11 protein-coding genes are annotated in these 14,526 nt (G+C 65.6%); 10 read left to right on the plus strand and 1 reads right to left on the minus strand.

Annotated elements, in window-relative coordinates:
- The first annotated feature begins 8 nt into the window (after positions 1-8).
- The 4 genes from ACS5Q0_RS12815 (at position 9) to ACS5Q0_RS12830 (ending at position 5,624) form a co-directional block, all read left to right on the plus strand.
- Entirely contained in the window at positions 9-1,127 is a 1,119-nt protein-coding gene (locus tag ACS5Q0_RS12815) for an ABC-type transport auxiliary lipoprotein family protein (RefSeq protein ID WP_473127026.1), read from the plus strand.
- A 181-nt stretch (positions 1,128-1,308) separates the two neighbouring features.
- The gene (locus ACS5Q0_RS12820) at positions 1,309-2,514 is read left to right on the plus strand and encodes an HlyD family secretion protein (RefSeq protein ID WP_473127027.1); all 1,206 of its coding nucleotides are present in this window, start codon (positions 1,309-1,311) and stop codon (positions 2,512-2,514) included.
- The gene (locus tag ACS5Q0_RS12825; protein WP_473127028.1) at positions 2,515-4,485 is read left to right on the plus strand and encodes a glycosyltransferase family 2 protein; all 1,971 of its coding nucleotides are present in this window, start codon (positions 2,515-2,517) and stop codon (positions 4,483-4,485) included. It abuts the gene before it with no gap.
- Positions 4,486-4,508: 23 nt separating this feature from the next.
- On the plus strand, positions 4,509-5,624 hold the full coding sequence (locus tag ACS5Q0_RS12830; protein WP_473127029.1) for a cache domain-containing protein: 1,116 nt from the start codon (positions 4,509-4,511) through the stop codon (positions 5,622-5,624).
- Between the two features lie 61 nt (positions 5,625-5,685).
- On the opposite strand, the gene ACS5Q0_RS12835 is transcribed toward ACS5Q0_RS12830, so the two are convergent.
- Positions 5,686-6,702 (minus strand): LLM class flavin-dependent oxidoreductase, encoded by a 1,017-nt coding sequence (locus ACS5Q0_RS12835; RefSeq protein WP_473127030.1) that lies wholly within the window; start codon positions 6,700-6,702, stop codon positions 5,686-5,688.
- 317 nt (positions 6,703-7,019) lie between these two features.
- Between ACS5Q0_RS12835 and ACS5Q0_RS12840 the strand changes: the two genes are divergently transcribed.
- From ACS5Q0_RS12840 to ACS5Q0_RS12865, 6 genes are all read left to right on the plus strand, one after another.
- On the plus strand, positions 7,020-8,336 hold the full coding sequence (locus ACS5Q0_RS12840; protein WP_473127031.1) for an ABC transporter substrate-binding protein: 1,317 nt from the start codon (positions 7,020-7,022) through the stop codon (positions 8,334-8,336).
- A gap of 191 nt (positions 8,337-8,527) precedes the next feature.
- Entirely contained in the window at positions 8,528-9,328 is an 801-nt protein-coding gene (locus ACS5Q0_RS12845) for a carbohydrate ABC transporter permease (protein ID WP_473127102.1), read from the plus strand.
- Between the two features lie 10 nt (positions 9,329-9,338).
- A complete protein-coding gene (locus tag ACS5Q0_RS12850; protein WP_473127032.1) occupies positions 9,339-10,160 on the plus strand; it encodes a carbohydrate ABC transporter permease in 822 nt (273 codons plus the stop codon).
- 14 nt (positions 10,161-10,174) lie between these two features.
- Positions 10,175-11,308, plus strand: a complete 1,134-nt coding sequence (locus ACS5Q0_RS12855; RefSeq protein ID WP_473127033.1) for an ABC transporter ATP-binding protein — start codon at positions 10,175-10,177, stop codon at positions 11,306-11,308.
- 20 nt (positions 11,309-11,328) lie between these two features.
- Complete coding sequence (locus ACS5Q0_RS12860) at positions 11,329-13,011, plus strand: GMC family oxidoreductase (protein WP_473127034.1); 1,683 nt, start codon at positions 11,329-11,331, stop codon at positions 13,009-13,011.
- On the plus strand, positions 13,008-14,492 hold the full coding sequence (locus tag ACS5Q0_RS12865; protein ID WP_473127035.1) for a mannitol dehydrogenase family protein: 1,485 nt from the start codon (positions 13,008-13,010) through the stop codon (positions 14,490-14,492). The genes ACS5Q0_RS12860 and ACS5Q0_RS12865 overlap by 4 nt, the downstream gene beginning before the upstream one ends.
- The last annotated feature ends 34 nt before the right edge of the window (positions 14,493-14,526 follow it).

Raw genomic sequence — 14,526 nt, forward strand, 5'->3', positions numbered from 1 at the left:
ACGGGATCATGGAGACGAAGGCACGATATTCTCTGATCGGATTCTTCACGCTCTGCGTGATCGCGGGGGGCTTCGCTTTCATCTACTGGCTTCGCGGCGCCGGCGGGTTCAGCGAACGGCAAACCTATCGGGTCGTCTTCGAGAGCCCCGTCACGGGGGTGCTGCGGGGTTCACCGGTCCTGTTCAACGGCATCCCGGCCGGCGAGGTCACCGAGCTCCGGCTCAATCCGGACGATCCCAACCAGGTGATCGCCACGCTCTCCCTCGATCCGCAGACGCCCATCAGGGCCGACACCAAGGTCGGCCTCGCGTCTCAGGGGCTCATGGGCGCGCCGTCCATCGCCCTCCAGGGGGGCACCGCCGCGGGATCGCGCCCCAGCGCGACGGACGGCGCGCCCGTGCTCAAGGCCGATCCGGCCGCGAGCCAGGACCTGAGCCAGGCGGCGCGGGAGGCCCTGCACCGCCTCGACACGCTCATCGCCGACAACGCGGAGCCGCTGCACGGCACCATTGTCAATCTCCAGACGTTCTCGGAGGCGCTCGCGCGCAACGCGGACCGTCTCGACCGGATCATGGAGGCCCTGGAGCGTCTGGGCGGCGCAGGCGCGCCCAAAGCGCCGGCCGTGGTCTATGACCTGATCGCCCCGACAGCCTTCTCCCCGCCGAGCAAGGGGGCGAGCGGGCAGCTCGTGGTTCCGGAGCCGACCGCCCTCGCGCTGTTCCAGACGCAGAAGATCCTCGTGCGGCCGAAAGCCGACGAAAGCGTCGCGCTGGACGCGCAGTGGAGCGACAGCCTGCCGAAGCTCCTCCAGGCCAAGATCATCCAGAGCTTCGAGAACGCGCATGACTCGCAGGGCGTCGCATATCCCACGGAAGGCTTGACCGCCGACTACCAGCTGCTGATCGACATCCGCGGCTTTCAGCTGGAGCTGCTCCCGGAGCCAAACGCCGACGTGGAGTTCTCGGCCAAGGTCCTATCCTCGGACGGGCGGATCGTCGGCGCGCGCGTCGTGCATGCGAGCGTTCCGGTCAAGGCCACCGACGCGCCAGCGGCGGCGGCGGGCCTCAACGACGCCTTCGGCAAGGCCGCGACCGAGCTGGTGCTCTGGGTATCGGACCTCCTCTGAGATATTGGCCTGGTCACCAGGACCGACTCTGAGTTGTAGGGCTACCCCTTTGGAGGTATCCTTTCCTCAAATTGCCTACCGGAATGATTCGGCCAGTGTGCGCGTAGAAGCGGCGCAGTATCGGAGTGTGGGCGACCTGTTGAAAATCTCCCTGTCGTCAATTCGGAACAGCGCCCACATCATGAAGGTCTTTCGCATTATTTTGGGGGCGATCCTCGTCCTCGGCGGACTTTACGTCATCATCGGAGAGTATCTGCTGGGCACGAGCGCCGATGCCACGATCAACGCCCGCACCGCCGTCCTCCGGGCGCCGATCCAGGGCATGGCCGAGTTCTCCGTGCGGACGATCGGGGCTCAGGTGTCTCCCGAGGAGACGGTGGTGCGCATCACCGACGAGCGGTTCGACACGGCCCGCCTGATCGACCTGGAGCGGACCCGCTCCACGCTCGAAGCGGATCTCGCCCGGCTCAAGGCTCAATCCACGGCCGTCGACGGAGCCCGCAAGGTCCTTCAGGATCAGGCGAAGAGCTACCAGGACGGGCGGGTGCGTCAGATCTGGTCCCGCATCGCCGAGGCGCAGGCCGCCCTGAACTCGGCGGAAGCGCGGTTCCGGGAGGCGGAGAGCGCCTTGGACCGGACCCGGGAACTCAGCTCGCGGGGCGTCCAGACCGCGATCACCCTCGACAAGGCCAAGGCCCAGCACGATGTCGCCCAGCAGGATATCGCAAGCGCTCGCGAGCGCGTCAGCTATCTCTCGTCGGAGCTCTCCTCGGCCCAGAACGGCGTCTACATCGGCGATTCGTACAATGACGCGCCGTTCTCGATCCAGCGCATCCGCGAGTTCGATCTCCGGCTGGCCGAATTGAACGCGGAGGCCGAGAACGTGAGGAGCCGTCTCACCCTCGCCTCCGAGCAGATCACGGCCGAGCGGGTTCGCGTCAATCGCCTGACGGCGGCCGAGCTCTCGATGCAGAGCCCCGGCATCGTCTGGAACTTTCTCGCCAGCAGCGGAGAGCACGTCAACCAGGGGCAGGATCTCGTCCGGTTCGTCGACTGCTCCGCCGTCATGGTCACGACCAGCGTGAGCGAGCGGGTCTATTCCGCCCTCAGGGTCGGCATGCCGGCTCAGTTCCGGCTCAACGGCGACAGCCGGGTCTTCGAGGGCACGATCACCCGCCTCGGCGGATCCGGAGCGGCCAGCCTCTACACCACGCTCGCCATCGGTCCCAGCCCGGAGCACCTGACCCGTTTCGACGTCGCGCTGAGCATTCCGGAGCTGACCAGCGATCCGGATCTGACCTGCGCCGTCGGCCGCACCGGGCGGGTGGTCTTCTCCGGCGGCCCCCTCACGAGCCTCCGGCAGTCGCTGGGGAATCTCGGATTCTAGATGCTCGTTCTCGACCCATATCTGTCGAGCCTGGCCGGCCTCGCCATCGTGGCCGGCCTCGCTCTGCTGCTGCTGCCCCACGCAACGCCGAAGGTCGGCTGGATCCGGGTGCTCCTGCTCGGCCTCACGATCCTTCTGGGCTGGCGCTACATGCTGTGGCGGATCACCGAAACCGTGCCGGCGAATGGGCTGACGATGGACTCGGTTGCGGGCTGGACCTTCGTGACCATCGAAGCTCTGGCCCTGGTGTCGTCCACGCTGGCCTACCTGGTCCTGATGCGGCGCAAGGAGCGCCGCGGGGAGGCCGACCGGAACCTGGGATGGTGGGGGAGTGCGCCGCCGCGCGTCGATCTCTACATCGCCACCTACAACGAGGAGCTCGAGGTTCTGGAGCGGACCCTCGCGGGCGCGCAGGCGCTCGACTATCCCAACCTGCGCGTTTTCGTTCTCGACGACGGCCGCCGCGAATGGCTGACCGAGGTCTGCCGCCGCTACGGGGCCGAGCACAGAACCCGGCCGACGAACGATCACGCGAAGGCAGGCAACATCAACTACACCCTGCTCCAGCGCCTGAAGGAGGAGGACGCGCCGGATTTCGTCGGAGTCCTCGACGCGGATTTCGTGCCGCACCGCAACTTCGTCCGTCGCGTCGTCGCGCTGTTTCATGATCCCAAGGTCGGCCTCGTCCAGACGCCGCAGCACTTCTTCAACCCGGACCCAATCCAGCACAACCTCTACATCGCGTCCGCCTATCCGGACGAGCAGCGCTTCTTCTTCGATCATCTCGAACCGTCGCGCGACGCGTGGGGCGTGGCCGTCTGCTGCGGGACTTCCTCGATGGTGCGCGTTTCGGCGCTTCGCGAGATCGGCGGCTTGCCGACGGAGAGCGTGACGGAGGACTTCCTCCTGACCATCCGGCTGGACAGCCATGGCTATCGGACGGTCTATCTCAATGAGGCGCTGACCGAAGGGCTCGCCCCGGAAGGCTTGCACGAATACGTCGTGCAGCGCGGGCGCTGGTGCCTGGGGCTGATGCAGATCGTGCGCAACGTCTACAACCCGCTCGGGTTCAACAAGCTCAGGTTCATGCAGCGCCTGAGCCTTCTCGACTCGCTGCTGTTCTGGACGACGACGTTTCCGTTCCGTCTGGCCGCGCTCGTCGGTCCGCTGCTCTACTGGTTCTTCGGCATCGTGGTCGTCAACGCCTCCGTGCCGGATCTCGTCTCCTATTACCTCCCGTACTACGCCGCCGTCCTCATCTCCCTGAACTGGATTTCGGGCGGCCTGATCTGGCCCGTGCTCAACGACGTGTCGCAGCTCATCGCCGCATGGCCGATCACCCGCGCGGCCGCGATGGGCCTGCTGACCCGGGGGCCGCACAAGTTCCGGGTCACCGCCAAGGGAGGCGACCGGACCAGGACCATCGTGCAATGGCCGATGATGAAGCCGTTCGCCGTCCTGTTCGCGCTCACCGTGCTGGGGCTCGTCCTGCCGCTGCTCTTCCCGGCGCAGTTCAGCCATGTCGCGAAGGCCGGGGACGGCATCCGGGTCATCCTGTTCTGGACGCTCTACAACCTGCTGGTGCTCGCCGTCACCATGCTGGTCTGCGTCGAACGTCCTCGCGTCAACCGGCCCCAGCGCGAATCCGTCGAGATGGCTCTGCTGTCGGTCGACAGGCAACGGCTCTCGTCATGGGTGCTCGAGCTGGGCGTCGATCATGCACGGGTGCGCGGCCTGTCCGGTCTCCCGGTCGGCGCATTGGGGACGATCGCCCTGGCGGAGGTCGGCGACGTCGCCGTCCGCGTCTCGGCGGAGACGAGCGACGGCTACAATCTTTCCTTGCGTCCGACTCCCGCGCAGCGCGACGGGATCCTGCGCAAGCTCCACACGGCCGACGCCAGGCCGGGAGCCGGACGCGGAGATCTTCCTGAAATGATCCGGGGCTGGATGCGCAGCCTCGTGTCTCGATAGGCTTGAAGCAAGGGAGCGCGGACATGCGCGTCAGCTTGAAAACACTCGTGTTCGTGATCGGCGCCCTGCTGATGCTCGCGCCCGCCATCGTGGCGGGCATGATGTTCACGGATGCCATGCAGCGACGGGCGGAGGCGGCGAACGCCGCCCGTCTGCGGGTGCTCGGAGAGATCGCCGCCCATCAGCTCGGAGGCCAGATGTATCGCCTCTGGCAGGATGTCGAAGCCATGTCGCGCATCGCCAGCATGGACGATCCCGACGAGGTCCGTCGTCAGCTCACCCTGCTCAGCAGCGTCGACCGGCGTTATACATGGATCGGCGTGGCCGATACCGAGGGAAAGGTGATCGCCGCCTCTCAAAATCTGCTCGAAGGGGCGAGCGTCGCCGAGAGGCCATGGTTCCGCCGTGGCCTCAACGGCCCTGCGGCGACCGACGTGCACGAGGCCGCGCTTCTCGAAAAACTTCTCCCGGCCGCTCCCGAGCCGCGCCGCTTCGTGGACTTCTCGGCTCCCATCAGAAACGGTCAGGCGGACACGATCGGCGTGATCGGCGCCCATTTCGATTGGAAGCTGATCAAGGAAGGGCTCAATGCCTTCAGAGGGCAGGGGGTCGATGTCCTCCTCGTCTCGCGCAACCGCGCGGTTCTGTCGGGTCCCTCCGATCTCGAGGGCACGACCCTGTCGGTCGGATCGGCGGTCGCCGCCGGGCAGGGCGCGTCCGTCTCGCTGCGCGAGCGATGGAGCGACGGGAACGACTACATGACGGTGGTCGTCCCGTTGATCTGGAAGGACATGCCCGGTTTCGGCTGGAGCGTCATCGTGCGGGCCGACACCAATGCGGTGCTCGATCCGATCCGGTCCATCGCGCAGGCCTTCTGGACCATGCTCGGCGCCGGTGTTCTGGTCGGCATGGTCCTGCTGTATCTGTTCGCGGCCTGGCTCGCCAAGCCGCTCCGGCGGCTGGTGACGACGGCGGAGGCGCTCGCCAGCGGGCGATCCGACCTGCCGCCGCACGACGAGACCCGCTACGAGGAGGCGGCCCGCCTGGGCGCCGCGCTCGTGCGGCTTCAGACCCACTCGGTCCGACCCTATCAACCCGCGCGGGCCAAGGCCGACAAGACGTCGATTCCCGGGTCCTGAACGGGACGGCGACGACAGAGGCCGCGTGGACCGTTCGCGGGCGTGATCCCCGGCCTGCCCGTCACCGCCAGCCCAGCGCCGGGGCGACATGCTTCAGGATCGCCTCGATCACGTGGGCGTTGTAATCGACGCCGAGCTGGTTCGGCACGGTCAGGAGCAGCGTGTCGGCTTCCGCGATTGCCTCGTCCGCTTTGAGTTCCTCGACGAGCCTGTCCGGCTCCGCCGCGTAGGATCGGCCGAAGATCGCGCGCATGTTGTCGATGAGGCCGATCTGGTCGCTGTCCTTGCCGCGCCCGAAATAGGCGCGGTCGCGGTCGTCCACCAGCGCGAAGATCGAGCGCGAGACCGAGACGCGCGGTTCGCGGGCATGCCCGGCTTCCTTCCACGCCTCCCTGTAGCGGCGGATCTGCTTGGCCTGCTGGACGTGGAAGGGCTCGCCCGTCTCGTCCTCCTTCAGGGTCGAGCTCTGGAGGTTCATGCCCTGCTGTGCGGCCCACACCGCCGTCGCGTTGGAAGCGGAGCCCCACCAGATGCGCTCGCGCAGGCCCTCCGAATGCGGCTCGAGGCGCAGCAAGCCGGGCGGATTGGGAAACATCGGGCGTGGGTTCGGCTCGGCGAAGCCCTCGCCCCTGAGGACGTCGAGAAACACTTCCGCGTGGCGGCGCGCCATGTCGGCGTCGCTCTCGCCCTGAGCCGGGGCGTAGCCGAAATAGCGCCACCCATCGATCACCTGCTCGGGCGAGCCGCGGCTGATGCCGAGCTGGAGACGCCCGCCGCTGATCAGGTCGGCCGCGCCCGCATCCTCGGCCATGTAGAGCGGGTTCTCGTAGCGCATGTCGATGACGGCGGTGCCGATCTCGATGCGGCTCGTCCGCGCGCCGATCGCCGCCAGGAGCGGGAAGGGCGAGGCGAGCTGGCGCGCGAAGTGATGGACGCGCAGGTAGGCGCCGTCGGCGCCGAGCTCCTCGGCCGCCACGGCGAGGTCGATGGATTGGAGGAGGGCGTCGCGGGCCGACCGCGTCTGGGATTGCGGCGAGGGCGACCAGTGCCCGAACGAGAGAAAGCCGATCTTCTTCATGAGGCCGTCCTGTGCAAATGCCTTCCGTCGATTCGCCACCATATCACGCGGATCGGCCGTCCGCGCCGAAGCGCCCGTCGCGGCCTGCCGGGCGCAACCGCCGCCAACCGTCGAGCCGGCGCGGCGGCGATATCTAGGGCGGGTCGCAAGACAGCAATACCTCTCACGTATGGAAGTAAAAAACATAAAGAAGAATATATGATGTGAGGCAGTCTCCAGTAAAAGTGAGCTTTTATATAACAAATGCTGCGATTGACGATAGAAATCGATCATGAGAGCATTTGCGAAAACAAAAAAGCACGGTCTTGGAGGAAGCAATGCGGTTCAGGAATATCGGCCTATTATCGATGGCCGGCTTCATCGCCGGCACGAGCTTTGCGTTTGCTCAAGGTCAAACCTTGACAATTGCCACCGTCAACAACGCCGACATGATCATCATGCAGCGCCTGTCGCCGAAATGGGAACAGGTAACCGGGAACAAGCTGAACTGGGTCGTGCTGGAGGAGAACGTTCTGCGTCAGCGCGCGACGACGGACATCGCCACCAAGGGCGGGCAGTTCGACATCATCACGATCGGGTCTTATGAAGCGCCGATCTGGGGCAAGCAGAATTGGCTCGTGTCTCTCGACGATCTGGGCAACGACTACGATTACGGCGACCTCATCCCGACCGTGAAGAGTGCGTTGTCCGCCAACGGCAAGCTCTATGCCGTGCCGTTCTACGCCGAGAGTTCGTTCACCTTCTACCGGAAAGACCTGTTCGATCAGGCCGGCATCACGATGCCGGACAAGCCGACCTATGATCAGATCGCCGAGTATGCCGCGAAACTCACCGACAAATCCAAGGAGCAATATGGCTTCTGCCAGCGCGGCAAGCCCGGCTGGGGCGAGAACATGGCCTTCATCGGCCCCATGGTGAATGCCTTCGGCGGGCGCTGGTTCAACGAGAAATGGGAACCGCAGCTCACGACAGAGCCCTGGAAGAACGCGATCAACTACTACGTCAAGAACATGAGGGAGTATGGCCCTCCCGGAGCGACGGCCAACGGCCACAACGAGAACCGCGCCCTGTTCGCGACCGGGCATTGCGCCATCTGGGTCGATGCCACGTCGGCGGCGGGCTACATTTACAATCCGAAGGAAAGCCAGGTCGCGGACAAGACGGCTTTCGCGCCCGCGCCCGTGGAGGTCACCAGCAACGGATCGGCCTGGTTCTGGTCATGGGCTCTCGCCATCCCGGCCTCGTCGAAGAAGACGGACGCCGCCAAGTCGTTCCTGAAATGGGCGACGTCGAAGGACTACATCACGCTGGTCGGCAACGAGGCCGGATGGGTTGCGGTCCCGCCCGGGACGCGCAAGTCGACCTACGACAATCCCGAATACCAGAAGGCCGCGCCCTTCGCGAAGATCGTCTATGATTCCATCGTCAACGCGGACATCACCAAGCCGACGAAGGATCCCGTTCCCTACGTGGGCATTCAGTATGTGGCCATTCCCGAGTTCCAGGGAATCGGCACGGCGGTCGGCCAGCAGATCGCCGCCGCCCTCGCGGGCCAGGAGACGGTCGAGCAGGCTCTGGAGAACGCACAACGCTCCACCGAGCGGACGATGAAGCAGGCAGGCTATCCCAAGTAAGCGCAGTGCCATGCGGCCGGCGAGCCGGAATGCTCGCCGGTCGTCCGTTCCGATCGTGAGTCAGCAAGATGGTAGGCACAACCACAACTGCTCCTGTCCCCACGACGAAGGATGTCGTCGGCGGGCGCAGCCAGCGCGATGTCAGAACCCTGCCCCTGATCGCGCCGTCCGTCGTCGTCCTGTTCTTATGGATGATCGTGCCGCTGGTGATGACGTTGTGGTTCTCGTTCCAGTACTACAATCTGCTCGACCCGTCGGTCGGCGGATTTGCCGGATTCGAGAACTACACCTACCTGCTGACCGATCCGTCCCTCTGGACGGCCATGGCCAATACGCTCTTCCTGGTCTTCTGGGTGCTGGTCATCACCGTCGGGCTCGGCACGCTGCTCGCCGTTCTGTTCGATCAGGACTTTTACGGCCGCGGCATTGCCCGCCTGCTCGCAATCGCCCCGTTCTTCGTCATGCCGACGGTCAGCGCGCTAATCTGGAAGAACATGCTGATGCATCCGGTCAACGGATTGTTCGCCTTCTTCTCGCGCTCCCTGGGTCTGCCCGTCGTCGATTTCTTCGGCAGCCTTCCCCTCACCTCCGTGATCATCATCGTCGCGTGGCAATGGCTGCCCTTCGCGCTGCTCATTCTGCTGACGGCCATCCAGTCTCTCGACAGCGAGCAGAAGGAAGCCGCGCGCATGGACGGGGCGGGGCCGTTCGCAATGTTCTTCTTCATCATCCTGCCGCATCTGGGCCGCGCGATCAGCGTGGTGATCATGATCGAGACGATCTTCCTGCTCTCGGTCTTCGCGGAAATCTATGTCACGACGTCGGGCGGCCCGGGGCTGGCCTCCACCAATCTGGCCTTCCTGATCTACCTGCGCGCCTTGCGCGAGTACGATGTCGGCGGCGCGTCGGCCGCGGGCGTGATCGCGGTCATTCTGGCCAACATCGTCGCGGTCTTTCTCGTCCGTTCGATTGCCAAGAACATTGCCGATTGAGGACACGGCCATGCATCCGAAAACCCGCGGCAGGCTCATCATGACACTGGTCGGCTGGATCGCCGCCGGATTGATCTTCTTTCCGATCTTCTGGATGGTCCTGACGAGCTTCAAGCCCGAGGTCGAGGCCATTGCGACACCGCCCAAGCTCTTCTTCACGCCGACTTTGGAGAATTACATCACCGTGCGCGAGCGCGCCGATTACGTCCACTTCGCGCTGAACAGCGTCGTCATCTCCCTCGGCGCCACGCTGCTGGCGATCGTGATCGCCGTGCCGGCGGCCTACGCCATGGCTTTCTTTCCGGGCCGGAGAACCAAGGATCTGCTGCTCTGGATGCTCTCCACCAAGATGATGCCCGCGGTGGGAGTTCTGATCCCGATCTATCTGCTGTTCCGGGACATGGGAGCCATCGATACGCGGTGGGGGCTGATCGTGATCTATACGCTCATGAACCTGCCGATCGTGGTGTGGATGCTCTACACCTTCTTCAAGGAGGTGCCCAAGGACATCCTCGAGGCGGGGCGGATGGACGGAGCCAAGCCGAAGCAGGAGGTCTGGATGCTGCTGATGCCCCTGTCCCTGCCCGGCATCGCGTCGACCGCTCTCCTGTCGATCATCCTGTGCTGGAACGAGGCGTTCTGGAGCCTCAATCTCACCACCTCCGAGGCCGCGCCGCTGACGACGTTCATCGCCTCGTTCTCGGCTCCCGAGGGATTGTTCTGGGCCAAGCTCTCGGCCGCCTCGACGGTCGCCATCGCGCCGATTCTCGTCTTCGGCTGGATGAGCCAGCGCCAGCTGGTCCGCGGCCTCACCTTCGGCGCCGTGAAGTGAAAGGGAGGGCCGCGATGGCGACCGTCACGCTCAAGGACATACAGAAGAACTACGGGACCGTGCAGGTGATCAAGGGGATCAATCTCTCGATCGACGACCGCGAGTTCTGCGTGTTCGTCGGCCCGTCGGGGTGCGGCAAGTCCACCCTCCTGCGGATGATCGCGGGCCTCGAGGAGATCACCGCCGGCGACCTGCTGATCGACGGGCAGCGCGTGAACGACGTTCCGCCGTCCGAGCGCGGGCTCGCCATGGTGTTCCAATCCTACGCGCTCTATCCTCACATGTCCGTCGCCGACAACATGGGCTTCTCCCTCCGGCTCGCGGGCGTTTCGAAGGAAGAGCGCCGCGCCAAGGTCGCCGAGGCTGCCCGCATCCTGCATCTGGACACGCTGCTCGACCGCAAGCCCAAGGAGCTCTCGGGCGGCCAGAGGCAGCGCGTGGCGATCGGACGAGCCATCGTGCGCAAGCCCAAGGTCTTCCTGTTCGACGAGCCCTTGTCCAACCTCGACGCGGCTTTGCGCGTCCAGATGCGCATCGAGCTCGCACGGCTGCACGACGAGCTGGCCGCGACCATGATCTACGTCACTCACGATCAGGTCGAGGCCATGACGATGGCCGACAAGATCGTGGTCCTTCAGGCGGGCATCATCGAGCAGGCGGGCACTCCGCTCGAACTCTATCATCATCCCCGCAATCTCTTCGTGGCGGGCTTCATCGGCAGCCCGAAGATGAATTTCCTGCCCGCCACGATCGCCGCCGTCGACGAGACCGGCACCACCGTTCGACTTGCCAGCGGAGCGAGCCTTGCGATTCCGGTTCGTCCGGGCCGGCAGAAGGTCGGCGACGCCGTGACGCTCGGCGTCCGGCCCGAGCATATGCGCCTGGCGGGAGAGGGCGAACTGGCCGGCGAGGTCATGGTGGTCGAGAGGCTGGGCGGCGAGACATTTCTCTACACGCAGCTGCAGGACGGCCCCATGGTCATCGTCCAGGCCGACGGGGAGATCCCGACGGGTGTGCATGAGCGCCTCGCGATCAGGCTCGATCCGGCGACATGCCATCTGTTCGATTCCGAGGGCCTCGCGGTCGAGCGGATCCAGCGTCATCCTTTGGCCAACTTGCGCCGGCTGCCTGCACGCAAGGCGAGCTGAAGCCTTTTGGGGGAAGAATCATGCCCTTGAAGCGGTTCGACTACATCATCGTCGGCGGCGGCAGCGCCGGCTGTGTTGTCGCCAGCCGCCTGGTCGCGGAGCACGGCGCTCGGGTTCTCCTGATCGAGGCCGGGTCGCGCAGAACCAGCCGGCTCCTCGCCATGCCTGCGGGCTATATGAAGTTTCTGGCGCGAGATACCTATCTCACGATGCACAAGGTCATCCCGCAGCCGCAGCTCGGCGGCCGCGCGCCGATCGTTCCGCAGGCGAAGGTTCTCGGCGGGGGCAGCGCGGTCAATGCCATGGTCTACATCCGAGGGCAGGCGGCGGATTACGATGCGTGGGATGCGGAGCTCGGCGGAGCAGGGTGGAGCTACGCGGATCTTCTGCCCTATTTCATCGAGCAGGAAGGCAATGATCACCTCGGCAAGCCCTATCACGGGGTCAGCGGTCCCTTGAAGGTCTCGCATCTCGGGCAGCACTCCGCGATGAGCCGCGCTTTCGTCCAGGCGATGCAGGAGAAAGGGGTGCCCTACAACCCTGATTTCAATGGGGCTCGTCAGGGAGGCGTCGGCTTCATGCAGCACACCATCGACTGGCGGTCGCGCCGGCGGTGCAGCGCGGTTGATGCGTTCCTTCGGCCCGTCCTGTCGAACCCGAAACTGACGCTGTTGACCAACACCACGGCCACGCGCATTCGCATCCACAAGGGGCGGGCAACAGGCGTCGAGGTGAAAGGACGCTCCGGCCCGGAAACCTTTCACGCCGACACGGAAGTGGTTCTGGCCGCCGGCACCTACGTGACGCCGAAGCTGCTGATGCTGTCGGGGATTGGACCATCCGGGGAGCTGTCCCGCCACGGCATCGCCGTCCAGGCCGATCTGCCCGGAGTCGGCCGGAACCTGCAGGATCATCACGAAGTCCCCATCGTCGCCACGACCACGGGAGCCTTCGGCTATTTCGGTCAGGATCGCGGCCTGGCCATGCTGAGCCATGGGTTGCAATACATGCTGTTCAAGTCGGGAGCCGTGACGACGACAGGCGTGGAGGCCTGCGCCTTCATCGACCCGGACGGAAGCGAGCGGCCGACGATCCAGCTCTATTGCGTCCCGACGATCTATCTCGACCGGGACGTCTCGGGAATCGAGCCGACGCATGGCGTGACGCTCAATCCCTGTCTGCTGCGTCCCAAGGCGCGCGGATCGGTCCGGCTCGCATCGGCCGATCCGTTTGCCGCGCCGCAGGTCGATCCGCAATTCTTCGGGGATCCGGATGATCTCCGGCTGACCCTCGCGGGGTTGCGCTATGCCCGGGACGTTCTCGCGACGAGCCCGGTTCGGGACATGGTCGACAAAGAGATCCTCCCGGGACCCGAAGTCTCGTCCGACGAGGCTCTCGCCGCCCATTGCCGGCAAACGGTCAAGACGAACTATCATCCGGTCGGCACCTGCCGGATGGGCCGCGAGAGCGACGACCTCGCCGTCGTAATGCCGGATCTCCGCACGCGCGGCGTCGCGGGCTTGCGGATCGTCGATGCCTCCGTCATGCCGAGCATTCCCAGCGGAAACACCAACGCCCCCGTGCTCGCCCTTGCGGACAAGGCCGTCGACATCATGACCGGCCATGTGCGGTGGAATCATGCACGGCGGCCCGGCCCGCCCCGACAGCCCCTTTCTCTCGCCGATCAGGTCAATCCGTCATGAGCCAGCCTCTCAGCCTTGCAACTCTTGGAAATCTTCCCGCTGCGGTCGCGCGGCCCCGGTACTCCCGCGAGGCGCTGCGTCCCGGAATCCTGCATATCGGCGTGGGCAACTTCCATCGCGCCCATCAGGCCATCTATCTCGACGACCTGTTCAACGCGGGCAAGGATCTGGATTGGGCGCTGCTGGGTGCGGGCGTCCGGTCCGGGGACGAGGCCATGCGGCGCGCGCTCGCGCCGCAGGACTGGCTGACCACCGTGGTCGAGCTGGAGCCCGGCGCCAACAGGGCGCGCGTGTCCGGCTCGATGGTGGATTTCGTGCCGGTGCGCGAGGATGCTCGCGCCATCGTTGCGGCCCTTGACGATCCGGCCTTGAGGATCGTGTCCCTCACCGTCACCGAGGGCGGCTACTGCATCGATCCCGCCACGGGAGCCTTCGACCCCGAGCATCCTGAAATCCGCTACGACGCGGCCCATCCGGATGCGCCCAGGGGCGTGTTCGGCGTGCTCGTCGCCGCCCTCAAGCGCCGCCGCGAGCGGGGACAGGCGCCCTTCACCGTGATGTCCTGCGACAACATCCCCCATAACGGCCGTGTCACGCTGGACGCGGTGGCAGGCCTGGCCGATCTCGTCGACCCGGCTCTCGGCTCTCATATCCGCGAGAACGTGGCATTCCCGAACAGCATGGTCGACCGCATCACTCCGGCCACGACGAACAGGGAGCGCGCCATTCTCAGCGAGCGCTTCGGCATCCGCGACAACTGGCCCGTGTTCTGCGAGCCCTTCCGGCAATGGGTGCTCGAAGACCACTTCACGGCGGGGCGTCCGGCCCTGGAGGAGGTGGGCGTCACCTTCACGTCGGAGGTCGCCGCCTTCGAGCTGATGAAGCTGCGCATCCTCAATGGAGGGCATGCTGCCATCGCGTATCCGGCCGCCCTGTTGGGGATCCATTTCGTCCACGACGCGATGGCGGATCCTCATGTCCGCGCCTTTCTCGACACGCTCGAGACCGAAGAGATCATTCCCCACGTGCCGCCGGTGCCGGGTGTCGATCTGCACGCCTATTACGCGCTCATCGCAAGGCGTTTCGCCAACCCGGACGTCGGCGACACGATTCCCCGCCTGGCGCAGGACGGCTCCAACCGGCAGCCAAAATTCATTCTGCCTTCGACGCGGGACCGTCTGGCGGCAGGCGAGGACGTGACGGGACTGGCGCTGGAATCGGCATTGTGGTGCCGCTACTGCGCGGCGAGCGACGACGCGGGCACCCCCATCGTGCTCAATGATCCGAATGCCGCGCGTCTGACGCCGGCCGCGGTCGCGGCGAAGGACGATCCCGCCGCATTCCTGGCCCTGCGCGACATCTTCGGCGACATCGCGGATGCGCCATCCTTCCGCGCGTCTTTCGGGGCGGCGCTGAGACGCCTGTGGCGCGAGGGTACTCGCACCACCCTGCAGCGCTATCTGAACCGGGAGCCCCTGTGAGGCGCGACCGGCGGACGGTCAAACGAGGAACGGC

Source organism: Microvirga sp. HS2 (assembly GCF_055792805.1).